Source organism: Escherichia sp. TW09308, assembly GCF_000208565.1.
Lineage (GTDB): Bacteria > Pseudomonadota > Gammaproteobacteria > Enterobacterales > Enterobacteriaceae > Escherichia > Escherichia marmotae.
In genome coordinates this window covers 934,464-957,777 of record NZ_AEME01000001.1, presented here as the reverse complement: position 1 = coordinate 957,777, position 23,314 = coordinate 934,464, and the positions used below count along the sequence as shown (strand labels likewise).

The 23,314-nt window shown below is 50.4% G+C and carries 23 protein-coding genes, 1 other RNA gene and 5 pseudogenes; 19 read left to right on the top strand and 10 right to left on the bottom strand.

The window, feature by feature from the left end; all coding sequences use genetic code 11:
* Window positions 1–13: 13 nt before the first annotated feature.
* Both rpsP and ffh read right to left on the bottom strand, forming a co-directional pair.
* Window positions 14–262 carry a 30S ribosomal protein S16 gene (gene rpsP / locus ESM_RS0104780; protein ID WP_001371138.1) on the bottom strand — a complete coding sequence of 83 codons (249 nt, stop codon included), beginning with the start codon at window positions 260–262 and terminating at the stop codon, window positions 14–16.
* Window positions 263–398: 136 nt separating this feature from the next.
* The gene (gene ffh / locus ESM_RS0104775; RefSeq protein ID WP_000460036.1) at window positions 399–1,760 is read right to left on the bottom strand and encodes a signal recognition particle protein; all 1,362 of its coding nucleotides are present in this window, start codon (window positions 1,758–1,760) and stop codon (window positions 399–401) included.
* A 166-nt stretch (window positions 1,761–1,926) separates the two neighbouring features.
* On the opposite strand from ffh, the gene ESM_RS0104770 reads away from it, so the two are divergent.
* On the top strand, window positions 1,927–2,718 hold the full coding sequence (locus ESM_RS0104770; RefSeq protein ID WP_010376639.1) for a cytochrome C assembly family protein: 792 nt from the start codon (window positions 1,927–1,929) through the stop codon (window positions 2,716–2,718).
* Between the two features lie 19 nt (window positions 2,719–2,737).
* Window positions 2,738–4,024: an HlyC/CorC family transporter gene (locus tag ESM_RS0104765; protein ID WP_077627655.1), complete on the top strand. Its 1,287-nt coding sequence runs from the start codon at window positions 2,738–2,740 to the stop codon at window positions 4,022–4,024.
* A gap of 54 nt (window positions 4,025–4,078) precedes the next feature.
* Here the strand turns inward: ESM_RS0104765 and grpE are convergent, their stop codons facing one another.
* Complete coding sequence (gene grpE / locus ESM_RS0104760) at window positions 4,079–4,672, bottom strand: nucleotide exchange factor GrpE (protein WP_001366580.1); 594 nt, start codon at window positions 4,670–4,672, stop codon at window positions 4,079–4,081.
* Between the two features lie 122 nt (window positions 4,673–4,794).
* Here grpE and nadK point away from each other — a divergent pair, with 122 nt between their 5' ends.
* From nadK to bamE, 3 genes are all read left to right on the top strand, one after another.
* Window positions 4,795–5,673 carry an NAD(+) kinase gene (nadK, locus tag ESM_RS0104755; protein ID WP_001059172.1) on the top strand — a complete coding sequence of 293 codons (879 nt, stop codon included), beginning with the start codon at window positions 4,795–4,797 and terminating at the stop codon, window positions 5,671–5,673.
* An 85-nt stretch (window positions 5,674–5,758) separates the two neighbouring features.
* A complete protein-coding gene (recN, locus tag ESM_RS0104750; protein ID WP_000880946.1) occupies window positions 5,759–7,420 on the top strand; it encodes a DNA repair protein RecN in 1,662 nt (553 codons plus the stop codon).
* Between the two features lie 148 nt (window positions 7,421–7,568).
* The gene (bamE, locus tag ESM_RS0104745) at window positions 7,569–7,913 is read left to right on the top strand and encodes an outer membrane protein assembly factor BamE (RefSeq protein WP_001203438.1); all 345 of its coding nucleotides are present in this window, start codon (window positions 7,569–7,571) and stop codon (window positions 7,911–7,913) included.
* Window positions 7,914–7,969: 56 nt separating this feature from the next.
* On the opposite strand, the gene ESM_RS0104740 is transcribed toward bamE, so the two are convergent.
* The gene (locus tag ESM_RS0104740; protein WP_001117829.1) at window positions 7,970–8,260 is read right to left on the bottom strand and encodes an RnfH family protein; all 291 of its coding nucleotides are present in this window, start codon (window positions 8,258–8,260) and stop codon (window positions 7,970–7,972) included.
* Window positions 8,250–8,687 (bottom strand): type II toxin-antitoxin system toxin RatA, encoded by a 438-nt coding sequence (gene ratA / locus ESM_RS0104735; protein WP_010376629.1) that lies wholly within the window; start codon window positions 8,685–8,687, stop codon window positions 8,250–8,252. Before ratA ends, ESM_RS0104740 begins: the two co-directional genes overlap by 11 nt.
* A gap of 170 nt (window positions 8,688–8,857) precedes the next feature.
* On the opposite strand from ratA, the gene smpB reads away from it, so the two are divergent.
* The 4 genes from smpB to ESM_RS0104720 all read left to right on the top strand — a co-directional run bounded on the left by smpB (window position 8,858) and on the right by ESM_RS0104720 (window position 11,555).
* Window positions 8,858–9,340, top strand: a complete 483-nt coding sequence (smpB, locus tag ESM_RS0104730; protein WP_000162574.1) for an SsrA-binding protein SmpB — start codon at window positions 8,858–8,860, stop codon at window positions 9,338–9,340.
* Window positions 9,341–9,555: 215 nt separating this feature from the next.
* Window positions 9,556–9,918: a transfer-messenger RNA gene (ssrA, locus tag ESM_RS1000000126290) on the top strand.
* A 209-nt stretch (window positions 9,919–10,127) separates the two neighbouring features.
* Entirely contained in the window at window positions 10,128–11,159 is a 1,032-nt protein-coding gene (locus tag ESM_RS0104725) for a hypothetical protein (RefSeq protein WP_000388455.1), read from the top strand.
* A gap of 51 nt (window positions 11,160–11,210) precedes the next feature.
* Window positions 11,211–11,555, top strand: coding sequence for a hypothetical protein (locus tag ESM_RS0104720; RefSeq protein ID WP_000054185.1), 345 nt, complete (start codon window positions 11,211–11,213; stop codon window positions 11,553–11,555).
* An 84-nt stretch (window positions 11,556–11,639) separates the two neighbouring features.
* Here ESM_RS0104720 and ESM_RS0104715 read toward each other — a convergent pair whose 3' ends face one another.
* On the bottom strand, window positions 11,640–11,852 hold the full coding sequence (locus ESM_RS0104715) for a hypothetical protein (RefSeq protein WP_001137529.1): 213 nt from the start codon (window positions 11,850–11,852) through the stop codon (window positions 11,640–11,642).
* Window positions 11,853–12,050: 198 nt separating this feature from the next.
* Window positions 12,051–12,605: a site-specific DNA recombinase gene (gene pinE / locus ESM_RS0104710; protein WP_000904997.1), complete on the bottom strand. Its 555-nt coding sequence runs from the start codon at window positions 12,603–12,605 to the stop codon at window positions 12,051–12,053.
* 26 nt (window positions 12,606–12,631) lie between these two features.
* Between pinE and ESM_RS1000000129615 the strand changes: the two are divergent.
* A pseudogene (locus ESM_RS1000000129615) lies at window positions 12,632–13,243 on the top strand (glycine-rich domain-containing protein); the annotation flags it as partial.
* The gene (locus tag ESM_RS1000000128075; protein ID WP_010376608.1) at window positions 13,137–13,484 is read left to right on the top strand and encodes a hypothetical protein; all 348 of its coding nucleotides are present in this window, start codon (window positions 13,137–13,139) and stop codon (window positions 13,482–13,484) included. The pseudogene ESM_RS1000000129615 and the gene ESM_RS1000000128075, both read left to right, overlap by 107 nt.
* On the opposite strand, the gene ESM_RS0104700 is transcribed toward ESM_RS1000000128075, so the two are convergent.
* The gene (locus ESM_RS0104700) at window positions 13,450–14,058 is read right to left on the bottom strand and encodes a tail fiber assembly protein (protein ID WP_000368066.1); all 609 of its coding nucleotides are present in this window, start codon (window positions 14,056–14,058) and stop codon (window positions 13,450–13,452) included. The two genes, ESM_RS1000000128075 and ESM_RS0104700, sit on opposite strands and share 35 nt — an antisense overlap.
* Window positions 14,058–14,348 (bottom strand): annotated as a pseudogene (locus ESM_RS01000000124090) (phage tail protein); the annotation flags it as partial. The pseudogene ESM_RS01000000124090 and the gene ESM_RS0104700, both read right to left, overlap by 1 nt.
* Between ESM_RS01000000124090 and ESM_RS01000000124085 the strand changes: the two are divergent.
* From ESM_RS01000000124085 to fadH, 4 genes and pseudogenes are all read left to right on the top strand, one after another.
* Window positions 14,343–14,535: pseudogene (locus tag ESM_RS01000000124085) on the top strand (phage GP46 family protein); the annotation flags it as partial. The pseudogenes ESM_RS01000000124090 and ESM_RS01000000124085 overlap by 6 nt on opposite strands.
* Window positions 14,522–15,578 (top strand): annotated as a pseudogene (locus ESM_RS01000000124080) (baseplate J/gp47 family protein). The pseudogenes ESM_RS01000000124085 and ESM_RS01000000124080, both read left to right, overlap by 14 nt.
* A pseudogene (locus ESM_RS01000000124075) lies at window positions 15,569–15,776 on the top strand (putative phage tail protein); the annotation flags it as partial. The pseudogenes ESM_RS01000000124080 and ESM_RS01000000124075, both read left to right, overlap by 10 nt.
* A 120-nt stretch (window positions 15,777–15,896) precedes the next feature.
* Complete coding sequence (fadH, locus tag ESM_RS0104680; protein ID WP_000121418.1) at window positions 15,897–17,915, top strand: NADPH-dependent 2,4-dienoyl-CoA reductase; 2,019 nt, start codon at window positions 15,897–15,899, stop codon at window positions 17,913–17,915.
* Between the two features lie 117 nt (window positions 17,916–18,032).
* On the opposite strand, the gene rlmG is transcribed toward fadH, so the two are convergent.
* Window positions 18,033–19,169, bottom strand: coding sequence for a 23S rRNA (guanine(1835)-N(2))-methyltransferase RlmG (gene rlmG, locus ESM_RS0104675; protein WP_000018671.1), 1,137 nt, complete (start codon window positions 19,167–19,169; stop codon window positions 18,033–18,035).
* A gap of 84 nt (window positions 19,170–19,253) precedes the next feature.
* Here rlmG and ESM_RS0104670 point away from each other — a divergent pair, with 84 nt between their 5' ends.
* The 4 genes from ESM_RS0104670 to alx all read left to right on the top strand — a co-directional run bounded on the left by ESM_RS0104670 (window position 19,254) and on the right by alx (window position 22,838).
* Window positions 19,254–19,757: a M48 metallopeptidase family protein gene (locus ESM_RS0104670; protein ID WP_001517132.1), complete on the top strand. Its 504-nt coding sequence runs from the start codon at window positions 19,254–19,256 to the stop codon at window positions 19,755–19,757.
* Between the two features lie 75 nt (window positions 19,758–19,832).
* Window positions 19,833–20,525, top strand: a complete 693-nt coding sequence (locus ESM_RS0104665; RefSeq protein ID WP_000942580.1) for a SanA/YdcF family protein — start codon at window positions 19,833–19,835, stop codon at window positions 20,523–20,525.
* A gap of 78 nt (window positions 20,526–20,603) precedes the next feature.
* On the top strand, window positions 20,604–21,590 hold the full coding sequence (locus ESM_RS0104660; RefSeq protein ID WP_000617697.1) for a Gfo/Idh/MocA family protein: 987 nt from the start codon (window positions 20,604–20,606) through the stop codon (window positions 21,588–21,590).
* 282 nt (window positions 21,591–21,872) lie between these two features.
* Window positions 21,873–22,838, top strand: coding sequence for a TerC family membrane protein Alx (gene alx / locus ESM_RS0104655; RefSeq protein WP_001098824.1), 966 nt, complete (start codon window positions 21,873–21,875; stop codon window positions 22,836–22,838).
* Window positions 22,839–23,314 lie beyond the last annotated feature (476 nt).

Sequence of the window (23,314 nt, the reverse complement as noted above, 5' to 3'; positions counted from 1 at the left end):
CCACCGTGACAGATTAAGCTGCTTTGTTTACTTCTTTGATCAGCGCAGCAACGCGATCAGAAATAGTTGCGCCCTGGCCAACCCAGTGAGCAATGCGATCCAGATCCAGGCGGGCGCCTTCTTCTTTTTCGCTAGCGATTGGGTTGAAGAAACCAACGCGCTCAATGAAGCGACCGTTGCGTGCATTACGGCTGTCAGCGACAACAACCTGGTAGAACGGACGCTTTTTAGCGCCGTGACGTGCTAAACGAATAGTTACCATAACATCCTCTTGTGTGAATAAAACAACCGGACCCCATCGAGGAACGGAGTCCGGTGTCATATTAAAAGCCCGAAAATTTTACTGATTTCTGGAGAAAATGCAATCAACAGTTAATAACTCTGTCGCATAAGGTCATTTAGCGACCAGGAAATCCCGGCGGCATCATCCCTTTCATGCTTCTCATCATCTTCGCCATTCCGCCCTTCTTCATCTTCTTCATCATGCGCTGCATGTCGTCGAACTGCTTCAGAAGACGGTTAACATCCTGTACCTGCATACCGCAACCGGCAGCGATACGACGTTTACGCGAACCTTTGATGATTTCTGGCTTAGCGCGCTCTTTCAGCGTCATCGAGTTGATGATGGCTTCCATACGCACCAGCACTTTATCGTCCATCTGCGACTTCACGTTCTCCGGGATCTGCCCCATACCCGGCAGTTTGCCCATCAGGCTGGCCATGCCGCCCATGTTTTTCATCTGGCGCAACTGTTCAAGGAAATCGTTGAGATCGAAGCCGTCGCCTTTTTTCAGCTTGCTAGCTAATTTCTCAGCCTGCGCGCGGTCAACTTTGCTTTCGATATCTTCGATCAGCGACAGAACATCGCCCATACCGAGAATACGGGAAGCGATGCGATCCGGATGGAACGGTTCCAGCGCCTCTGTTTTCTCACCAACACCGAGGAATTTGATCGGTTTGCCAGTGATGTGGCGAATCGAGAGCGCCGCACCGCCGCGGGCATCGCCGTCTACTTTGGTCAACACTACGCCGGTAAGCGGTAACGCTTCATTGAACGCTTTTGCCGTATTGGCGGCATCCTGACCGGTCATGGCGTCAACCACAAACAAGGTTTCAACCGGGTTAATCGAAGCGTGGACTTGTTTGATCTCGTCCATCATCGCTTCATCAACGTGCAAACGACCGGCAGTATCCACCAGCAACACGTCGTAGAATTTCAGTTTGGCTTCTTTCAGCGCCGCATTAACGATATCGACCGGCTTCTGACCAACATCTGAAGGGAAGAAATCGACGCCTACCTGTTCGGCCAGCGTCTCAAGCTGTTTGATTGCCGCCGGACGATAAACGTCGGCAGAAACCACCAGCACTTTCTTTTTGTGCTTCTCGCGCAGGAACTTACCGAGTTTACCAACGCTGGTTGTTTTACCGGCACCTTGCAGACCCGCCATCAGCACCACCGCAGGCGGCTGCGCAGCCAGATTCAGGGTCTGGTTCTCTTCGCCCATCGCCGCAACCAGTTCGTTACGGACGATTTTGACGAACTCCTGCCCCGGCGTCAGGCTCTTGTTAACTTCATGACCAACCGCTTTCTCTTTTACGCGATTGATAAACTCACGCACTACCGGCAGAGCGACGTCCGCCTCCAGCAGCGCCATGCGCACTTCGCGCAGCGTATCTTTAACGTTGTCTTCAGTAAGGCGTCCACGGCCACTGATATTGCGCAGCGTGCGCGACAAACGATCGGTTAAATTATCAAACATTGTCTCTCGCCTGGGGTGGAAACGGTTGGCCGCAATCGCGACACATCATCAGTATTTTGCCGCAGTATAACATGAAGGCGTCTTTGTTGTTATGCAACGGTTGGAGCCGCGTTCACCTGACGCTATACTGCTTTTCTTTCTCATTGCTCAAACTGTCGACATTACTATGCCCGTTTTTGCTCTGCTCGCGCTCGTCGCCTACTCTGTCAGTCTCGCACTGATTATTCCCGGTCTGCTGCAAAAAAACGGCGGCTGGCGGCGAATGGCTATTATTTCTGCGGTCATCGCGCTGGTTTGCCACGCTATTGCTCTTGAAGCCCGCATACTGCCCGGCGGTGATAGCGGACAAAACCTTAGCCTGTTGAATGTCGGTTCGTTGGTCAGCCTGATGATCTGTACGGTGATGACCATTGTGGCCTCACGTAACCGTGGCTGGCTGCTGCTGCCGATTGTTTACGCCTTTGCGCTCATCAACCTGGCGCTGGCGACCTTCATGCCCAATGAATACATCACCCACCTGGAAGCAACACCCGGGATGCTGATGCACATTGGCTTATCGCTCTTTTCCTACGCCACGCTGATTATCGCTGCCCTGTACGCGCTGCAACTGGCATGGATTGATTACCAACTGAAGAACAAGAAGTTGGCGTTTAATCAGGAAATGCCTCCACTGATGAGTATTGAACGTAAAATGTTCCACATCACGCAAATTGGTGTGGTGCTATTGACGCTCACTCTCTGTACAGGCCTGTTCTACATGCACAACTTATTTAGCATGGAAAATATCGACAAGGCCGTGCTCTCTATTGTGGCGTGGTTTGTCTATATTGTGCTGCTGTGGGGGCATTATCATGAAGGATGGCGTGGACGCCGCGTTGTCTGGTTTAACGTCGCCGGCGCAGTCATTCTGACACTGGCCTATTTTGGCAGCCGAATTGTCCAGCAGTTAATCAGCTAAACCAGAAAAGGAGCTTCCCCTGGAACATATCTCTACTACCACGTTGATCATAATTTTGATCATCATGGTGGTCATTTCAGCCTATTTTTCCGGCTCCGAAACCGGAATGATGACACTCAACCGCTATCGCCTGCGACATATGGCGAAGCAGGGTAATCGCTCGGCTAAACGGGTCGAAAAATTACTGCGCAAACCCGACCGCCTGATAAGCCTGGTGTTAATCGGCAATAACCTGGTCAATATTCTCGCTTCCGCACTGGGCACCATTGTCGGAATGCGCTTGTACGGTGATGCAGGCGTGGCGATTGCGACCGGCGTGCTGACCTTCGTGGTGCTGGTTTTTGCCGAAGTATTGCCGAAAACCATTGCCGCGCTGTACCCGGAAAAAGTCGCCTATCCGAGTAGTTTTCTGCTGGCTCCGCTGCAAATTTTGATGATGCCACTGGTCTGGCTACTGAACGCCATCACCCGTATGCTGATGCGTATGATGGGTATCAAAACCGATATCGTAGTCAGCGGCTCTTTAAGCAAAGAGGAGTTGCGCACCATTGTGCACGAATCACGCTCACAAATTTCCCGCCGCAATCAGGATATGCTGCTATCGGTGCTCGATCTGGAAAAAATGACCGTTGATGACATCATGGTGCCGCGCAGTGAAATCATCGGCATCGATATCAACGACGACTGGAAATCGATTCTCCGTCAACTCTCCCACTCTCCTCACGGGCGCATCGTGCTGTACCGCGACTCTCTGGACGACGCCATTAGTATGCTGCGAGTACGTGAAGCCTGGCGGCTGATGTCGGAGAAAAAAGAGTTCACTAAAGAAACCATGCTGCGCGCTGCGGACGAAATTTATTTTGTTCCGGAAGGCACGCCGCTCAGTACACAATTAGTTAAATTTCAACGCAATAAAAAGAAAGTTGGTCTGGTCGTCAACGAATACGGAGATATTCAGGGGCTGGTCACAGTTGAAGATATTCTTGAAGAGATTGTCGGTGATTTCACCACGTCGATGTCACCAACGCTTGCCGAAGAGGTCACACCGCAAAACGACGGTTCGGTGATTATCGATAGCACCGCCAACGTGCGAGAAATTAACAAAGCCTTTAACTGGCATCTACCGGAAGATGATGCCCGCACGGTTAATGGCGTTATTCTGGAGGCGCTGGAAGAGATCCCTGTCGCAGGCACCCGCGTGCGTATTGGCGAGTACGATATCGATATCCTTGACGTTCAGGACAATATGATTAAGCAGGTAAAAGTTTTTCCTGTAAAACCGCTACGTGAAAGCGTGGCGGAGTAACGAAAACGGCCCGGCATTCATATGCAGGGCCGTAACTCATTACGAAGGCAGAAATTAAGCTTTCGCTTTCGCGACAGTAACCATCGCCGCACGAATCGTACGACCGTTCAGCGTATAACCCTTCTGCATGATGCCCAGTACGTTACCCGGCGCAACGTCATCAGATTCCACCATTGCGATGGCCTGATGCACGTTTGGATCCAGCGGTACGTTCGTTTCGGCAATGACATCAACGCCAAATTTACGTACTACATCCAGCATCGACTTCAGCGTCAGCTCAATACCTTCAACCATCGCAGACATATCCGGGTTAGCTTTATCAGCCACTTCCAGCGCACGATCCAGACTATCAATCACCGGCAGCAATTCGTTGATGAATTTCTCCAGCGCAAATTTATGCGCTTTTTCGATATCCAGTTCAGTACGACGACGCAGGTTTTCCATTTCCGCTTTTACGCGCAAAATACCGTCCCGTTCACGGGTCTGGGCTTCAGCCAGCTGAGCTTCGAGATTCGCAATTTTTTCATCGCGCGGATCCACCTGCTCAGCAGAAGCTTCTGGCTCAACTGCCTCAATCTCTTCGTGCTGATCCATGATAATTTCTTCCGGGGCTTGCCCCTCAGGCGTTTTCTGTTCTTTACTACTCATGAATTTCTCCGCGTTTTTTTCGCATTCATCTCGCTAACTTGGCTTATTATGGGGATCAGTTTCAGGGTTTCAAGGGAAGCACTCACATTGTCATCAATCTTCACAACAAGGACCTCGGAAAAATGAATAATCATTTCAAGTGTATTGGCATTGTGGGACACCCACGGCACCCTACTGCACTGACAACACATGAAATGCTCTACCGCTGGTTGTGCACAAAAGGTTACGAGGTCATCGTTGAGCAGCAAATCGCTCATGAACTGCAACTGAAGAATGTGAAAACTGGCACACTCGCGGAGATTGGACAACTGGCTGATCTCGCGGTAGTTGTTGGTGGCGACGGTAATATGCTGGGCGCGGCGCGCACGCTCGCCCGCTACGACATTAAAGTCATTGGCATCAACCGTGGCAACCTGGGTTTCCTGACTGACCTTGACCCCGATAACGCCCAACAACAGTTAGCCGATGTGCTGGAAGGCCACTACATCAGCGAAAAACGTTTTTTGCTGGAAGCACAAGTCTGCCAGCAAGATTGCCAGAAGCGCATCAGCACAGCGATTAACGAAGTAGTGCTTCACCCAGGTAAAGTAGCGCATATGATTGAGTTCGAAGTGTATATCGACGAGATCTTTGCGTTTTCTCAGCGCTCCGATGGACTGATTATTTCTACGCCTACAGGTTCTACCGCCTATTCCCTCTCGGCGGGCGGCCCGATTCTGACACCATCACTGGATGCAATTACCCTGGTGCCAATGTTCCCGCATACACTCTCGGCGCGCCCGCTGGTCATTAACAGCAGCAGCACAATTCGCCTGCGCTTTTCGCACCGCCGTAGCGATCTGGAAATTAGCTGCGACAGCCAGATAGCGCTACCGATTCAGGAAGGTGAAGATGTCCTGATTCGTCGTTGTGATTACCATCTGAATCTGATTCATCCAAAAGATTACAGCTATTTCAATACATTAAGCACTAAGCTCGGCTGGTCAAAAAAATTATTTTAATTTTACACCAGCCTCTTTACTGTATATAAAACCAGTTTATACTGTACACAATAACAGTAATGGTTTTTCATACAGGAAAACGACTATGTTGGCACAACTGACCATCAGCAACTTTGCTATTGTTCGTGAGCTTGAGATTGATTTTCACAGCGGTATGACCGTAATAACCGGTGAGACCGGCGCAGGCAAATCTATTGCAATAGATGCGCTCGGCCTTTGTCTCGGTGGTCGCGCTGAAGCCGACATGGTGCGTACCGGCGCTGCTCGCGCAGACCTGTGCGCTCGTTTTTCTCTTAAAGATACGCCAGCGGCTCTGCGCTGGCTGGAAGAAAACCAACTGGAAGATGGCCGCGAATGCCTGCTTCGTCGCGTGATCAGTAGCGATGGCCGCTCCCGTGGTTTCATCAACGGCACGGCCGTTCCTCTGTCACAACTGCGCGAACTGGGTCAGTTGCTCATCCAGATCCACGGTCAGCATGCTCATCAGTTACTTACCAAGGCCGAGCACCAAAAATTCCTGCTTGATGGCTACGCCAATGAAACTTCTCTGCTCCAGGAAATGACCGCTCGTTATCAGTTGTGGCATCAAAGCTGCCGCGACCTGGCGCATCATCAACAGTTAAGTCAGGAACGCGCCGCTCGCGCGGAACTGCTGCAATATCAGTTAAAAGAACTGAACGAATTTAATCCGCAGCCCGGTGAGTTTGAACAAATCGACGAAGAGTACAAGCGTCTGGCTAACAGCGGTCAATTGCTGACTACAAGCCAGAATGCACTGGCATTAATGGCCGACGGCGAAGATGCAAACCTGCAAAGTCAGCTTTATACAGCAAAACAATTGGTTAGCGAACTGATTGGTATGGACAGCAAACTGTCCGGTGTACTTGATATGCTGGAAGAGGCCACAATTCAGATAGCTGAAGCCAGTGACGAATTACGCCACTACTGCGATCGTCTGGATCTCGACCCTAACCGGTTGTTCGAACTTGAACAACGTATCTCAAAACAGATTTCACTGGCACGTAAACACCACGTCAGCCCGGAAGCATTGCCGCAATATTATCAATCACTGCTGGAAGAACAACAGCAACTCGACGATCAGGCCGACTCACAAGAAACTCTCGCGCTGGCCGTAACTAAACACCATCAGCAGGCGCTGGAAACGGCACGCGCGTTACACCAACAACGCCAGCACTATGCAGCAGAACTTGCGCACCTGATCACCGACAGTATGCACGCACTCTCCATGCCGCATGGGCAATTTATGATTGATGTGAAATTTGATGAGCATCACCTGAGCGCTGACGGTGCCGACCGCATTGAGTTTCGGGTTACCACCAACCCTGGTCAGCCAATGCAGCCTATCGCCAAAGTCGCATCCGGTGGTGAATTGTCGCGTATCGCTCTGGCGATTCAGGTTATTACAGCGCGTAAAATGGAAACGCCAGCGCTCATTTTCGATGAAGTGGATGTGGGGATCAGCGGCCCGACTGCAGCAGTCGTCGGCAAACTGCTACGTCAGCTTGGCGAATCAACCCAGGTAATGTGTGTTACCCACCTGCCACAAGTCGCAGGATGCGGTCATCAACACTATTTTGTCAGCAAAGAAACAGATGGCGCGATGACAGAAACACATATGCAATCACTGGATAAAAAGGCGCGGTTACAGGAGTTGGCGCGCTTACTTGGTGGTAGCGAAGTTACCCGCAACACCCTGGCGAACGCGAAAGAACTGCTTGCGGCGTAAACTTTTTTACTGCTTCACGGTCAGAGTAGACAGCAAAACGCCGTAAGACCCGACAGCAAAAGGTTTTAAAGTGACGAAAGGTCTATTATCATCGGCATATTACAGATGAGCCACGTACTGCTCGGGCCCGAAAAGGAATCAAATCACTATGCGCTGTAAAACGCTGACTGCTGCCGCAGCAGTACTATTGATGTTGACCGCAGGCTGTTCCACTCTGGAGCGAGTGGTTTACCGTCCTGACATCAACCAGGGGAACTATCTGACCGCTAACGACGTATCCAAAATACGCGTTGGCATGACGCAACAACAAGTTGCGTACGCATTGGGTACACCGCTGATGTCCGATCCATTTGGTACGAATACCTGGTTCTATGTCTTCCGCCAACAACCAGGTCATGAAGGTGTAACGCAGCAAACGCTGACGCTGACCTTTAACAGCAGCGGTGTGTTGACCAATATTGATAACAAACCCGCACTGAGTGGCAACGAATAAAATTTGCTGTTTATAGCGATCAAAAAGGTGCTCGCTGAGCACCTTTTTTCTGCCTGCTATTTATTCGCTGACTTCTCTGCCCGCTGCCTGCGAAGCTCTTTCGGATCGGCAATCAATGGTCGATAAATCTCTACACGATCGCCATCGCGCACGATATCACTCAGTTTTGCCGGACGACTGTAAATGCCGACTTTATTTTTAGTTAAATCGATATCTGTACGCAATTCCAGCAAACCGCTGGCGCGAATCGCCTCTTCAACCGTCGCTCCCTCCTGCAACATCACACGTTGCAGGTACTGCTTCTCTGGTAACGCGTAAGCTACCTCAACGGCAATTTTACCTGGCACTATAAACCTCTTTTGCTCGCACAGTGAAAGCCTGCACCATATTAGTCGCCAGCTCTTTAAACACGCGACCAAAGGCGAGTTCAATCAGCTTATTAGTAAACTCAAAATCGAGATGAAACTCGATACGGCACGCCTCCTGGCTCAGCGGCGTAAACTTCCAACCGCCGATCAACTTCTTGAACGGCCCATCAACCAGATTCATGAGGATACTTTGGTTACTGGTCAACTGATTCCGGGTAGTAAACGTTTTGCTGATCCCAGCCTTAGAGACATCTACCGCAGCGGTCATCTGCCCAGGAGTGGACTCCAGAATCCGACTTCCGGTACAACCCGGCAAAAACTGAGGATAAGACTGAACGTCATTCACTAACTGATACATTTGCTCCGCGCTGTAGGGTACGAGTGCGGTCCGGCTAATTTGAGGCATAACAAATTCCATCAACAAAAAACCAACAAATAATATCATTTATCCTGCTGTAAAAAAAACGCTATCCCGGCACTGGGTAACATCGGGTTCATGCTAAGATAGAGCCTTGTCCCCCGCAGGATTAATATGGGGTGTTTTCGATTTCAGATTACCGATGATTCACGACGCTTATGACGAAGAAAAAAGCACATAAACCTGGTTCAGCAACCATAGCGCTCAACAAGCGCGCCCGTCACGAATACTTTATTGAAGAAGAGTTTGAAGCGGGACTCGCCCTGCAAGGCTGGGAAGTTAAATCCCTGCGCGCAGGAAAAGCCAATATTAGCGACAGCTATGTTCTTCTGCGCGACGGAGAAGCGTTCCTGTTTGGCGCAAATATCACGCCGATGGCTGTGGCTTCCACGCATGTGGTGTGCGATCCTACTCGTACTCGCAAGCTACTTCTCAACCAGCGCGAACTGGACTCATTGTACGGTCGCGTAAATCGTGAAGGCTATACCGTAGTGGCGCTCTCCCTGTACTGGAAAAATGCCTGGTGCAAAGTAAAAATTGGTGTCGCGAAAGGTAAGAAACAACACGATAAACGTTCTGACATCAAAGAACGTGAATGGCAGGTGGATAAAGCACGTATCATGAAAAACGCTCACCGTTAAACCTACATAACATATACTGATCAGCCCCTCACCGCGCCTCCCCTCTCCGGTGGCGCGAATGAACATCTTGTTGATAATCATATTTAACACAGATGTAGTCATCCCCATGCTTAATCTAATAAAAATCATGCTACGCAGGCGCTAAATCCTTGACGATGTCGCCATTGGGGCTGGTCATGGCGCTCACAAATCTGGTATACTCACCGTTACACATTGGGGCTGATTCTGGATTCGACGGGATTTGCGAAACCCAAGGTGCATGCCGAGGGGCGGTTGGCCTCGTAAAAAGCCGCAAAAAATAGTCGCAAACGACGAAAACTACGCTTTAGCAGCTTAATAACCTGCTTAGAGCCCTCTCTCCCTAGCCTCCGCTCTTAGGACGGGGATCAAGAGAGGTCAAACCCAAAAGAGATCGCGTGGAAGCCTTGCCTGGGGTTGAAGCGTTAAAACTTAATCAGGCTAGTTTGTTAGTGGCGTGTCTGTCCGCAGCTGGCAAGCGAATGTAAAGACTGACTAAGCATGTAGTACCGAGGATGTAGGAATTTCGGACGCGGGTTCAACTCCCGCCAGCTCCACCAATCATGATTGGACGGTGTAAGGACAACACCAACAAAAACAGGAAGTTAGCAGTCTCAGCAGGACACCGACCAGACGGTGAGGAGACAAAAAAGGATACGCAAAGGAGCCGCGGCTCTCAAGTGTGAAAGAAGCCCGCAAATTGCGGGCTTTTTTATTGATCAGTCAACAATAAACAGTAACCGAATGAGAATTTAATAAGGATATTCATATGGAAGCTACTGTGGATTCGATTGATTTTCTGATCCGTAGTGAAGATGATTTTCTAAACTTTCTGGAAGAAATGAAAGCCCGAGAGGGGCTTGATTCTAAAGAGTTTATTTTCCCTAACGTAAAGTTTGCAGGCTGGCCATCCTTAGACATAAATGTTAAAGGAGAGCGGTATCATTCATCAATTACATCAGCAATGTTGTTTGGTATGTCAATGCTCAACGAGGAGATACAGCGGGCGTTTGCAACCATACGATACGGATCGCAGAATCTTCAACGCTTGACTAATGAAGACAAGCAACGACTTGATATAAATTTTAAAATTAGCGAAGGTTCTAGTGATGCGGAAGGCACCACTGACAAGATCATCAACGCAGTAACTGATTTTTTGCGAGATACTATGTCTGGACTGAACGGCTGGCAGAAAATGCTTGTTATAATCACAATGGTTGGCGCGGCCAGCACATGTGGTTATCACTACATTTCAGAAAATGCCGTAACAGAAAGACATGCAACTGATCGACAGGTTGAAATTGCAAAAACCACATCCGATGGCATAAACAAAGCCATAGAAGCAACATTAGATTATAAAATCAATGGGAAATCAGCGATTAGCGATAAAGTTACTAGTCACGGACAAGCAGGTAAAAGTGCTTTAGTGAAGCAATTAGCTGCTGATCCTACTGTCGAAACCGTGACTTTAGGAAATGAGAAACTAACACGACAAGACCTAAATACCTACAACAGCCGACAATCTGTAGATAGAGAACGTAAAGAACGAACTGATATATTTTCCATCAAAGGTGTAACCAGAACAGGGCCAACAAATCAGGATATTAATATTAACGTTGTTAGGGTCTCTAATGACGAATGCTTCACAATCAAAGCTTCAGCTGATGTTATCACCCAAGATGAGTTGACAGCTATTGTTGACGCTTTGTCAAACAACTCTCATATTAAAATCAGTTACTTAGAGGTAATTGAAAAGGGTGCTGTTTCTATAGGTCAGTTCAACACTATTGTTTCAGAATAATCACTTAACCCCATTTATGTCGGTTGAGGTTATAAGTCACGGAGACCAGATATGTCCTTAAAGTATGCACATGAAAAATTTCATACTGCAGTACTTACTCTTGCGGGCCATGGAAGTATTCAAGAACGCTTGATTAATTCGTATGTTTTTAGCCTTGGGCATCTTAAAACAGCCGATGATATTCCAAATGCCTTACAAAGCAGGTTCGATGAATTATGTAAGGAACTGACTAAGTTTGATGCCACTGGCGATGAGGGGCGAGTTCAAGCAACAGTATCAAAACTTAACGATTTCGAGATCAATAAACTGATCGAAGATATTGTCAGTCTTAACGATGATATTTGCATGAAATTGGCTCTGACGGATGAGACTTACCAAGACATACACCAAAGTTAATTGATTAAATTCAAAAAGTTAACGTTCAACCAGCCAGTTTTTGGCTGGTTTATTGTCTTATAATATTCTTGCTCGAATGATGCACTATTTATGATGTAATCCGGACATCAGTTCATGGACAAGATTATCTCTTTCATTGTGTTGCAACCGTAAATGCATAGCAAAAAGGTGAGCACTATCCTCATTCCTCTTCAAGCCATGCTGTTCAAGATACCCGAAAAAACGGCTTCTCTTATCCGCTATTTCCTGAGTCTGACGTGCAACATTTACCAAATTTTCTAGCGTTTTTCTTGGCATACTATTTCCTCCTGAAATTGTTGTAATTCACTAGGATATTCATTTTAATTTGTATCATTTAGTACCAAAACCGCTATCAATTAACAAAGCCATCGTTGTGGTTTACCTTGCAGCCGTTTTTTGTCATTGACTCTATGTGAAAATAATGAATCATCATGAGATTGGCTCACACGTTCTTGAATTCGACGAGCTGTGTCTTTATTTATCTCCTGCCGGAAACCTCTGATACAAAGTCGATACGCCAACATCATAGATAATCGCAACTTTCTGGCGCGGAACTCCTGATGCAATTAATCGTCCGGCTTGTGCCCATTGTTCTGGTGTAAGTTTGGGACGACGTCCACCAATTCGTCCCTGTGCGCGAGCAGCTTCCAGTCCAGCTTTTGTTCGTTCAACAATCAGTTCTCGTTCCATTTCAGCCAGGGCCCCCATCACATGAAAGAAAAAGCGCCCCATTGGGGTACTGGTATCAATTGAATCCGTCAGACTACGAAAGTTGATGCCTCGTTCGCGCAACTCCTCCACCAGCACGACAAGATGCCGCATACTGCGCCCCAGTCGGTCCAGTTTCCAGACCACCAGCGTATCGCCTGCCGATAATGTCCTGAGCAGTTTTTTCAGTCCCGGCCTTTCGGACTTTGTACCGCTTATCTTGTCTTCAAAAATCAGCTCGCATCCTGCACAGTTCAGCGCATTACGTTGTAGATCTGTGTTCTGGTCATTTGTTGACACACGTACATAGCCAATAAGCATGGTAGATCTCCCTGACAAAAGCAGGAATGATGCCATCTGCTCGTTATTTCTGCATTTTCATAAACGTTGGTTTGGGAGAAGGTTCATTTGGGTTCAGAAATCTGGTTGCCTTCACAACGGCTGGAGTAACAAGCTGGACTGTTCCTGAAGAGTTGCGCAATGGAAGAAAATGTTACGTCAAAGTTATTGGTGGCGGTGCGTCAGGAGGGATAGGTTCAACAACCGCTTCAGCCGTTACATGTGGCGGAGGAGGTGGTGGGGGCGGAGTTGCTGAGGGGCTGGTAGATTTAACTGGTATAAACAGTGTTTCGATTACGGTTGGTGCCGGTGGTGCGCCTGTGTCTGGTATTTCTGTAAACGGTAAAAATGGTGGCTCGAGCAGTTTCGGGACTTACATGTCAGCTTCCGGAGGCTATAGCGGAGGCCAGCCTTCCGGAGGGTTAGGCGCAGTTGGTGTCGGGGGAACAATTAATACATCGCTTGGGCCAGGTTATCCAGGTTCCATTGCTTCTGCCGCATCGGGAGCTGGTAATGGTGGTTCTGGTGGTGGCCCCGGAGGAGCAGGTTCATTCAGAGATACAGCTAACGGAAAAGCGGTATCAGCAGTTGGGCCTGGAGGTGGCGGTGCTGGATTATGTCCTAATTCATCAACGGGTCAGTCGGGTGCCGGAGCAGATGGCGCAGTTTATATTTACTGGTGAGGTTCATATGTGGGCAAGAATTGAAGAAAATAAAGTAGAAGAGATAACGGAAATTAATCCTGAAGGAAGATTCCATCCATCATTAATATGGAAAGAATGCCCTGCTGACACACAGCAGGGGGATTTATATATTGATGGTGAGTTTATTGCGCAGTCTCCGGCAGTTCAGGCCAGATAACATCCGGCGCGGTGCTGGTATCTGTTGCCGTCACCGCGTCAATGTAATCCAACACCGTGTTAAGTCGGCTGGTTTCTGACTGCGTCAGATTCCGTCCGGCCTGTAATTTCAGCTGAATCAGACTAATGGAAGCCATTGCAGTATCAATCAGTGACTGACGCTGTGCTTCTACCGCGTCTACTGCGGCGCTATGCTGTGCCTCAGTATCGGTCACCCATTTCTCACCATCCCATTTATCGTATGGCGTTAATGGGGCGATAGTGGTTGTATTTTCGGGGTAATCACCCGGTGCTGTGATTTCTTTGGCATCTCCCGTTTCGGTGTTATAGACGATTTCACCGCGATGGTCTGGCACATATTCCCATGAATTTAAATCTACAGAACGGCAAATTGTATAACCAGCCTTATATGTACCAGGAGCGTCTAAACAGGAATATGCTGGAATACCGACACCCACTGCAAGATATTCAGTTGATGCAGAAATATATTCCCGAGTTTCACCATCGTAGTTATAGACGGTAATATTCCCCGCCTTCGTGGCAATAAACTCGCTATTTAATACTGCGTTATCCATTATGCAGCCCTCACGATAAAGTTAAATGCAATATTTCGTGGACGGGTCTCACTCCCGCCAGTATTACCGATACTCCCTCGTGAATGAAGTGTCGGTGATGGGATCAGACTCCCTCCTGTATTTGTGGCATCAAGTCCCCGTCCTTGTGTGTATGTTTTTTTGAAAATCGTAGCCAGTTCCCATTCATCTTTTGTGTCGTAACCATCATTGGCAACAACAATATGGCGGTGTTTTTCCAGCATCCCAGCCTGAAGGCTCAATAAAGCACGTCCAGCATCAATACCACGCCCGGGGGGTATATCCGCGAATGCCTGCAATGGATGACTGATGACGGCGTGGTGTCCCGTATTGATCTGGATATCCGCCGCACCGGGATTAATGAACTGGGTAACAGTATCACCTCTCTGGCGTCGTGACGGACCGGTAATGATTTCTTTTGATGATCTGTGGAGTGCGATAACGCATGGCGGACAGTGAATTTCAGCGCCCGACGCTGGCAGAAAATATCAGTATGCTCCGTAACGATTTTTCGCCAGGCTGGACGTCAGCGACACGCTCCGGCGCATGGATGAAGACGTGCGGGCAAAGGTGTATGCGGCGGCGCTGCATACGGTTTACGGTTACATCGATTATCTGGCAATGAACATGCTGCCTGACCTGTGCGATGAGTCCTGGCTGGCGCGACATGCTGCGATGAAACGGTGTCCGCGCAAGGGAGCCACGGTTGCCAGTGGGTATATGCGCTGGGAAGGTGTCAGCGATGGCCTGAAGGTGACCGCCGGGAGTGTTATTCAGCGCGATGACCTGGTTCAGTACACGGCAACTGCCGATGCAACCAGCTCCGGTGGTGTCCTGCGCGTGCCGATCGCCTGCTCAAGTGCAGGCGCGGTCGGTAACGCTGACGACGGTACGCATTAATCCTGGTCACGCCGGTGAATGGTCTGCCGTCTTCCGGTGTGGCTGACACCCTGACAGGCGGATTTGATACTGAAGAGCTGGAAACGTGGCGCGCCCGCGTCATTGAGCGGTATTACTGGACGCCGCAGGGCGGGGCTGACGGGGACTATGTTGTCTGGGCTAAAGAAGTGCCCGGCATTACCCGCGCATGGACATACCGTCACTGGATGGGAACGGGAACTGTCGGTGTGATGATTGCCAGCAGTGACCTGATTAATCCCATTCCGGAAGAATCAACGGAAACGGCAGCAAGACAACATATCGGGCCACTGGCCCCGGTGGCAGGCTCTGATTTGTATGTATTCAGGCCGGTGGCACATACGGTGGATTTTCATATCCGCGTGACGCCGGACACACCAGAAATACGGGCTGCCATTACCGCGGAGTTGCGTTCGTTCCTGCTGCGTGATGGTTATCCGCAGGGAGAGCTGAAGGTGTCGCGTATCAGTGAAGCGATTTCCGGTGCGAACGGGGAATACAGCCATCAGTTGCTTGCACCGGCAGACAATATCTCCATTGCGAAAAACGAACTGGCGGTTCTGGGGACGATTTCATGGACGTGACAAACGATGATTACATCCGTCTGTTGTCGGCACTGTTGCCACCCCGGTCCGGCGTGGTCAGCCAGCGATCCGGCGATTGCCGGTGCGGCACCGTCATTAACCCGCGTTCATCAGCGTGCGGATGCCCTGATGCGGGAGCTGGATCCGCGCACCACCACTGAACTGATAAACCGCTGGGAGCGTCTGTGCGGACCACCGGGCGTATTCTTTTTGAATCCCATCACAAACCCCGCATTCCCCTTTTCCCTTTTCTCCGGCGACGGCTAAATTAGAACTCATCCGACCACATAACAATTATTTTACATACTGGACAATCTTATGAGCTACCCGTCGCTGTTCGCCCCGCTTGATTTAGGCTTCACCACGTTAAAAAACCGCGTACTGATGGGGTCAATGCACACCGGGCTGGAGGAATACCCGGATGGCGCTGAGCGGCTGGCGGCGTTTTATGCCGAACGCGCCCGCCACGGCGTGGCGCTGATTGTCAGCGGCGGTATCGCACCAGATTTAACGGGCGTTGGCATGGAAGGCGGCGCAATGCTCAACGACGCCAGTCAGATCCCACACCATCGCATTATTACCGAAGCGGTACATCAGGAAGGCGGCAAAATCGCCCTGCAAATTTTGCATACCGGGCGCTACAGTTACCAGCCGCATCTGGTCGCCCCGTCCGCATTGCAGGCTCCCATCAACCGTTTCGTTCCTCATGAGTTAAGCCATGAAGAGATCCTGCAACTGATCAACGATTTCGCCCGCTGTGCGCAACTGGCGCGGGAGGCCGGATACGATGGCGTAGAAGTTATGGGTTCCGAAGGGTATTTGATCAACGAATTTCTGACTCTGCGCACCAACCAGCGTAGCGACCAGTGGGGTGGTGATTACCCTAACCGGATGCGGTTTGCCGTTGAAGTGGTACGTGCAGTGCGCGAACGCGTCGGCAACGATTTCATTATTATCTACCGTCTGTCGATGCTCGATCTGGTAGAAGGCGGCAGCACTTTTACCGAAACGGTACAACTGGCGCAGGCCATTGAAACGGCTGGCGCAACCATTATCAATACCGGCATTGGCTGGCATGAAGCGCGGATTCCGACCATCGCCACTCCCGTGCCGCGCGGCGCATTCAGTTGGGTCACGCGCAAACTGAAAGGCCATGTATCACTGCCGCTGGTGACCACCAACCGAATTAACGATCCGCAGGTTGCCGACGATATCCTCTCGCGTGGCGATGCGGACATGGTGTCGATGGCGCGACCGTTTCTGGCTGATGCCGAGCTGCTGTCAAAAGCGCAATCGGGGAGATCTGATGAGATCAACACCTGTATTGGCTGTAACCAGGCCTGTCTGGATCAGATCTTCGTCGGCAAAGTGACTTCGTGTCTGGTCAATCCTCGCGCCTGCCATGAAACCAAAATGCCAATCCTTCCTGCTATGCAGAAAAAAAATCTGGCGGTGGTCGGTGCAGGTCCGGCGGGGCTGGCGTTTGCCATTAACGCAGCAGCACGTGGACATCAGGTAACGCTGTTTGATACTCACAGCGAGATCGGTGGGCAGTTCAACATTGCCAAACAGATCCCCGGTAAAGAGGAGTTCTACGAAACACTGCGTTACTACCGCCGGATGATCGAAGTGACGGGCGTGACGCTGAAACTCAATCATACCGTGACGGCGGATCAATTACAGGCGTTCGATGAAACGATCCTTGCCAGCGGGATCGTGCCGCGTATTCCGCCCATCGACGGGATCGATCATCCGAAAGTACTGAGTTACCTCGATGTACTGCGCGACAAAGCGCCAGTGGGCAACAAAGTCGCCATCATCGGTTGTGGCGGTATTGGTTTTGATACGGCAATGTATTTGAGTCAGCCAGGCGAATCCACCAGCCAGAATATCGCTGAATTCTGCACAGAATGGGGGATCGACAGCAGCCTGCAACAAGCTGGTGGCTTAAGTTCGCAAGGTATACAGATCCCCCGTAGCCCACGACAAATCGTAATGCTCCAACGTAAAGCCAGCAAACCAGGTCAGGGATTGGGTAAAACCACCGGTTGGATCCATCGCACCACCCTGCTCTCGCGCGGCGTGAAAATGATCCCGGGCGTAAGTTACCAGAAGATCGACGATGACGGGCTGCATGTGGTGATCAATGGCGAAACGCAGGTATTAGCGGTGGACAATGTGGTGATCTGTGCAGGTCAGGAGCCAAACCGCGCGCTGGCGCAACCGCTGATTGATAGCGGTAAAACCGTGCATTTAATTGGCGGCTGCGATGTGGCTATGGAGCTGGACGCACGACGGGCAATTGCCCAGGGAACACAGCTTGCGCTGGAGATTTAAATCGTGCATTGAAGTGCCGGATGCGACGCTTGACGCGTCTTATCCGGCCTGGGGGTAACGTGCCGAACGTAGGCCGGATAAGGCGTTCACGCCGCATCCGGCAGGTAGCTCCCAACCTTATCGACGACGCCCCAGCTTCACTGCTTTCAGCACCACAAATTTATTATTCGTCGCGATAGTGGTGCAATTGCCAAAAATCTTCTTCAGTTTGTGAAAGTAATCCAGATGGCGGTTGGCAACGATATACAGCTCACCGTTGATTTTCAGGCAGCGGCGGGCGTGGTGGAACATCTCCCAGGCAACGTTATCGGTCAGCGCATGTTGCTGGTGAAACGGCGGGTTGCAGAGCACAGCATTAAAGCGAAAAGGCTCTACGCCAGAAAGTGCGTTGTTGATCATAAACTCGCAGCGATCCAGCGCTTCAGGCATGTTGGTTTCTACGTTCAATCGGCTGGAAGCAACTGCCATCGGTGATTCATCGACAAACACCACTTTCGCCTGCGGGTTTTTATCAAGCAGCGTCAGACCAATGACGCCATTACCACAGCCGAGATCGACAATCTCCCCTTCAAGATTTTCCGGCAGATGCTGCATAAAGAAACGCGCGCCAATATCCAGCCCGGTGCGGGAGAAGACATTCGCATGGTTGTGGATAGTCCAGTCGGTGCCTTCCAGTTTCCAGCTAACGGTCTGCGGTGCATCAGCCAGCGGCGGTTCATTGAAGGTACAGTTAATCAGTCGCGCTTTTTTCCATGCCAGCGTGGTGGTGGTTGGGCCGAGCACTTTTTCGAACAGTTCCAGCGTGGAAGTGTGAATGTCGCGGGCTTTAGCGCCAGCAATAATACGTGTATCCGGCGTGACCACTTTGCGCAGCGCACGCAGTTGTTGTTCCAGCAACGCCAGCGTTTTCGGCACTTTGATCAACACCACGCCCGGCTGTTGCGGGTAGTCGGCAGTGCTGTCGAGAAACTTCACGCTCGACTCATCAATCCCGTTGAGACGCAAATTCTCGCGCGTTGCCAGCTCGCTGATATACGAATCACCAATACTGTACGGTTTATGTTCCGCCAGCGCGCAGCTTAACGCACCGAAAGCATCATTCAGGATTAACACCGGGCCGCGGATTTCTGTGTCGTCCAACTGTTGCAGCAAATATTCATCCGCCGCTTCCCACGCCTGTAGCGGGTTAACGTCATCCGTCGCCGGAAAACGTTGTAGTGTCAGTGAACGGAAACCGTTGTCTAAGTGGCTCATCGGCCCTCCTGAATGATAAAATTTCGACGTTGCCCCTGAAAAGGGTGCGTGAGTATACCCTTTTTCTCTTTTTCATGGGCAGTTATGAGCAATCTTACTTATCTTCAGGGCTATCCCGAGCAGCTACTTTCCCAGGTGCGCACGCTAATTAATGAACAGCGTCTGGGTGATGTGCTGGCAAAACGCTATCCGGGAACGCACGACTACTCCACCGATAAAGCCCTCTGGCAATACACTCAGGATCTGAAAAATCAGTTTCTGCGTAATGCCCCGCCGATCAATAAAGTGATGTATGACAATAAGATCCACGTGCTGAAAAACGCGCTGGGATTACATACTGCTGTTTCCCGCGTGCAGGGCGGCAAGCTGAAAGCGAAGGCTGAAATTCGCGTTGCTACCGTGTTTCGCAACGCGCCGGAACCGTTTTTGCGCATGATCGTGGTGCATGAACTGGCGCATCTGAAAGAGAAGGAGCACAACAAAGCGTTCTACCAGTTGTGCTGTCATATGGAACCACAGTACCACCAGCTTGAGTTCGACACTCGCCTGTGGTTGACGCAACTGTCGCTTGGCCGGGGCAAAATCTGAAAATGGATTCAGGCGTTATATTTTCTCCCATTAACGCCTAAAATCGACGTCCCTCTTTCGTTAAGGATAACGACCATGCTGCGCGCATTTTTCCGCCTTCTTCGTCGCGTTTGTTTTTCCCGCCGGATTCTTAAGATTGCCTGTTTACTGTTGCTTGTAGCAGGCGCGACGGTTTTTATCAGCGATCGGGCGATGGTCAACGCCAGCCAGCAACTAACATGGAGCGATGTCAACGCAGTTCCGGTACGTAACGTGGGGTTATTGCTGGGAGCAAAGCCGGGTAATCGCTACTTTACCCGACGTATTGATAGCGCCGCAGAGTTGTACCACGCCGGAAAAGTGAAGTGGCTGTTGGTCAGTGGCGATAACGGACGAAAAAATTACGATGAAGCGTCAGGAATGCAGCGGGCGCTCATCGCTAAAGGCGTACCGGCGAAAGTCATCTTCTGCGATTATGCCGGATTCTCAACGCTTGATTCGGTGGTGCGCGCCAATAAAGTGTTTGGTGAGAACCATATCACCATTATTTCGCAAAAATTTCATAACCAACGCGCCATCTGGCTGGCAAAACAGTACGGCATCGATGCTATCGGTTTTAATGCCCCTGACCTGAATATGAAACAGGGTTTTTATACTCAACTGCGGGAAAAACTCGCTCGCGTCAGCGCGGTGATTGACGCCAAAATCCTCCATCGCCAGCCGAAATATCTCGGGCCGTCGGTCATGATTGGGCCATTTAGCGAACATGGCTGTCCGGCGCAGAAATAATGCGTATCCACGCACGCCGAAGATGAAAAAGGCGTGCTACATTGACGACAGAATCCCTTTATGGAGTAACCACGCGTTATGATACGTTTCGCCGTGATTGGCACGAACTGGATCACCCGCCAGTTCGTCGAGGCCGCCCATGAGAGCGGCAAATACAAGTTAACCGCCGTCTATTCCCGCAGCCTTGAACAGGCCCAGCACTTCGCCAATGATTTTTCTGTCGAGCATCTGTTCACTTCGCTGGAAGCGATGGCGGAAAGCGATGCCATTGACGCGGTGTATATTGCCAGCCCGAATGCCCTGCATTTTTCCCAGACGCAGCTTTTCCTCAGTCACAAAATGCATGTAATTTGCGAGAAACCGCTGGCGTCGAATCTGGCGGAAGTGGATGCCGCTATTGCCTGCGCGCGGGAAAATCAGGTGGTGCTGTTTGAAGCATTTAAAACGGCCAGCCTGCCTAACTTTCATTTGTTACGCCAGGCGCTGCCGAAAGTCGGCAAATTGCGTAAAGTCTTTTTTAACTACTGCCAGTACTCTTCGCGTTATCAACGTTATCTCGACGGCGAGAATCCCAATACCTTTAATCCGGCGTTCTCTAACGGCTCGGTCATGGATATCGGCTTTTACTGCCTGGCGTCGGCAGTGGCGTTATTTGGTGAGCCGAAAAGCGTGCAGGCAACCGCCAGTTTGCTGGCAAGCGGCGTGGATGCCCACGGCGTGGTGGTGATGGATTACGGTGATTTCAGCGTTACGTTGCAGCACTCCAAAGTCAGCGATTCTGTACTGGCAAGCGAGATTCAGGGCGAAGCGGGATCACTGGTAATTGAAAAACTTTCCGAGTGCCAGAAAGTCTGTTTTGTACCGCGTGGCAGCCAGATGCAGGATCTCACCTTGCCGCAGCATATTAATACCATGCTCTACGAAGCAGAGCTGTTCGCCACTCTGGTGGATGAGCATCTGGTAGATCATCCGGGTCTGGCAGTCAGTCGTATCACCGCCAAACTGCTGACCGAGATCCGCCGCCAGACCGGGGTGATTTTTCCGGCAGATAGCGTAAAGCAATAATTGTTACCGTAAAGCAGTGTAAAAGGCATGTAACAGACCATTGACTGGATGAATGGTCTGTCATACTTTGTTACCTGCAAAGGGGAGTAACTTCATTGCCGGTCGATCGTCATTACGATGTGTGAAAAACCACATCCGGTCACCGGGCAACCCGAAAGGAATACGCAGACGTATTCCTTTTTTGTTGTAAGTGAGACCTTGCCGGAAGGCGAGGTCTATGCATAAAAAGCAGCGGCTGACGTCTTCCGACGTTGGCCGTTTTTTTATGTGTAAGGAACTTCTATGAATACTGTCGGCACGCCGTTGTTATGGGGCGGATTCGCTGTCGTTGTCGCTGTTATGCTGGCTATCGACCTGTTGTTGCAGGGGCGTCGGGGTGCGCACGCTATGACCATGAAACAGGCTGCAGCCTGGTCACTGGTTTGGGTGACGCTGTCGTTACTGTTTAACGCCGCTTTCTGGTGGTATCTGGCGCAGACACAGGGACGCGAAGTCGCGGACCCGCAGGCGCTGGCCTTCCTCACTGGTTATCTGATTGAGAAATCTCTGGCGGTTGATAACGTCTTTGTCTGGCTGATGTTGTTCAGCTATTTCTCTGTTCCGGCGGCATTACAACGCCGCGTGCTGGTGTATGGCGTGCTCGGGGCGATTGTCCTGCGTACTATCATGATCTTCACCGGTAGCTGGCTGATTTCGCAGTTCGACTGGATCCTGTATATCTTTGGCGCATTCCTGCTGTTTACTGGCGTGAAGATGGCATTGGCCCATGAAGACGAATCAGGGATTGGCGACAAGCCGCTGGTACGCTGGCTGCGGGGTCATTTGCGCATGACCGACACCATCGACAACGAGCACTTCTTTGTGCGTAAGAATGGCTTGCTGTATGCCACGCCGCTGATGCTGGTGTTGATTCTGGTGGAGTTAAGCGACGTGATTTTCGCCGTGGATAGCATTCCGGCAATCTTCGCCGTCACCACCGATCCGTTCATTGTGCTGACCTCAAACCTGTTTGCGATACTCGGCCTGCGTGCGATGTATTTCCTGCTGGCGGGCGTGGCGGAGCGTTTCTCGATGCTCAAATATGGCCTGGCAGTGATTCTGGTGTTTATTGGTATCAAGATGCTGATTGTCGATTTCTACCATATTCCGATCGCCGTCTCGCTGGGCGTGGTGTTTGGCATTCTGGTGACGACGTTTATTATCAACGCGTGGGTGAATTATCAGCATGATAAGCAGCGGGTAGAGTAATTCGCTGTATATTAAGCCATTACTGGAGATAACTCATTCCAGACAAAGATGAGCTATTAATTATGTAATCGACTTATAGCTCGTTACAAAAAGACCGCATGGATGCGCGGCGAGGGCACGTTTTACAGGGATGTTACCTCGCGCCCGTACCCGATAGCCGCAAGGGATAAGCTGAGGGAACCGCGCGGCGGCGATTTTGTTCGCCAGAGCCCGGGGTGCAGGGGGCAGCGGCGATTGGCCGCCCCCTGCGCGCTCCCTGCGCCAGTGACTTTATATGGCATTGCACATTAAAGGAGCGCAACCGTTCTCATACTCCAAATAGTTTTGCCCATATGTTATCTAATCAGCCTTAGTAGTCAGTCCTTCCCTCTGTTTATGTCAAATAAATGTAACAATTAAGTTGCAAAACATGACCTCTCTTTAAAATCCAGTATTTTTAGCTTCCCGAACCCACAACTTTCCTTATACTCAACCTT

What these genes read in the sequence shown, in the direction of transcription:
- rpsP (WP_001371138.1), bottom strand. Translation starts at nt 262, where the DNA reads ATGGTAACTATTCGTTTAGCACGTCACGGCGCTAAAAAGCGTCCGTTC.
- ffh (WP_000460036.1), bottom strand. Translation starts at nt 1,760, where the DNA reads ATGTTTGATAATTTAACCGATCGTTTGTCGCGCACGCTGCGCAATATC.
- ESM_RS0104770 (WP_010376639.1), top strand. Translation starts at nt 1,927, where the DNA reads ATGCCCGTTTTTGCTCTGCTCGCGCTCGTCGCCTACTCTGTCAGTCTC.
- grpE (WP_001366580.1), bottom strand. Translation starts at nt 4,672, where the DNA reads ATGAGTAGTAAAGAACAGAAAACGCCTGAGGGGCAAGCCCCGGAAGAA.
- nadK (WP_001059172.1), top strand. Translation starts at nt 4,795, where the DNA reads ATGAATAATCATTTCAAGTGTATTGGCATTGTGGGACACCCACGGCAC.
- recN (WP_000880946.1), top strand. Translation starts at nt 5,759, where the DNA reads ATGTTGGCACAACTGACCATCAGCAACTTTGCTATTGTTCGTGAGCTT.
- bamE (WP_001203438.1), top strand. Translation starts at nt 7,569, where the DNA reads ATGCGCTGTAAAACGCTGACTGCTGCCGCAGCAGTACTATTGATGTTG.
- ratA (WP_010376629.1), bottom strand. Translation starts at nt 8,687, where the DNA reads ATGCCTCAAATTAGCCGGACCGCACTCGTACCCTACAGCGCGGAGCAA.
- smpB (WP_000162574.1), top strand. Translation starts at nt 8,858, where the DNA reads ATGACGAAGAAAAAAGCACATAAACCTGGTTCAGCAACCATAGCGCTC.
- ESM_RS0104725 (WP_000388455.1), top strand. Translation starts at nt 10,128, where the DNA reads ATGGAAGCTACTGTGGATTCGATTGATTTTCTGATCCGTAGTGAAGAT.
- ESM_RS0104720 (WP_000054185.1), top strand. Translation starts at nt 11,211, where the DNA reads ATGTCCTTAAAGTATGCACATGAAAAATTTCATACTGCAGTACTTACT.
- ESM_RS0104715 (WP_001137529.1), bottom strand. Translation starts at nt 11,852, where the DNA reads ATGCCAAGAAAAACGCTAGAAAATTTGGTAAATGTTGCACGTCAGACT.
- pinE (WP_000904997.1), bottom strand. Translation starts at nt 12,605, where the DNA reads ATGCTTATTGGCTATGTACGTGTGTCAACAAATGACCAGAACACAGAT.
- ESM_RS1000000128075 (WP_010376608.1), top strand. Translation starts at nt 13,137, where the DNA reads ATGGTGGTTCTGGTGGTGGCCCCGGAGGAGCAGGTTCATTCAGAGATA.
- ESM_RS0104700 (WP_000368066.1), bottom strand. Translation starts at nt 14,058, where the DNA reads ATGGATAACGCAGTATTAAATAGCGAGTTTATTGCCACGAAGGCGGGG.
- fadH (WP_000121418.1), top strand. Translation starts at nt 15,897, where the DNA reads ATGAGCTACCCGTCGCTGTTCGCCCCGCTTGATTTAGGCTTCACCACG.
- rlmG (WP_000018671.1), bottom strand. Translation starts at nt 19,169, where the DNA reads ATGAGCCACTTAGACAACGGTTTCCGTTCACTGACACTACAACGTTTT.
- ESM_RS0104670 (WP_001517132.1), top strand. Translation starts at nt 19,254, where the DNA reads ATGAGCAATCTTACTTATCTTCAGGGCTATCCCGAGCAGCTACTTTCC.
- ESM_RS0104665 (WP_000942580.1), top strand. Translation starts at nt 19,833, where the DNA reads ATGCTGCGCGCATTTTTCCGCCTTCTTCGTCGCGTTTGTTTTTCCCGC.
- ESM_RS0104660 (WP_000617697.1), top strand. Translation starts at nt 20,604, where the DNA reads ATGATACGTTTCGCCGTGATTGGCACGAACTGGATCACCCGCCAGTTC.
- alx (WP_001098824.1), top strand. Translation starts at nt 21,873, where the DNA reads ATGAATACTGTCGGCACGCCGTTGTTATGGGGCGGATTCGCTGTCGTT.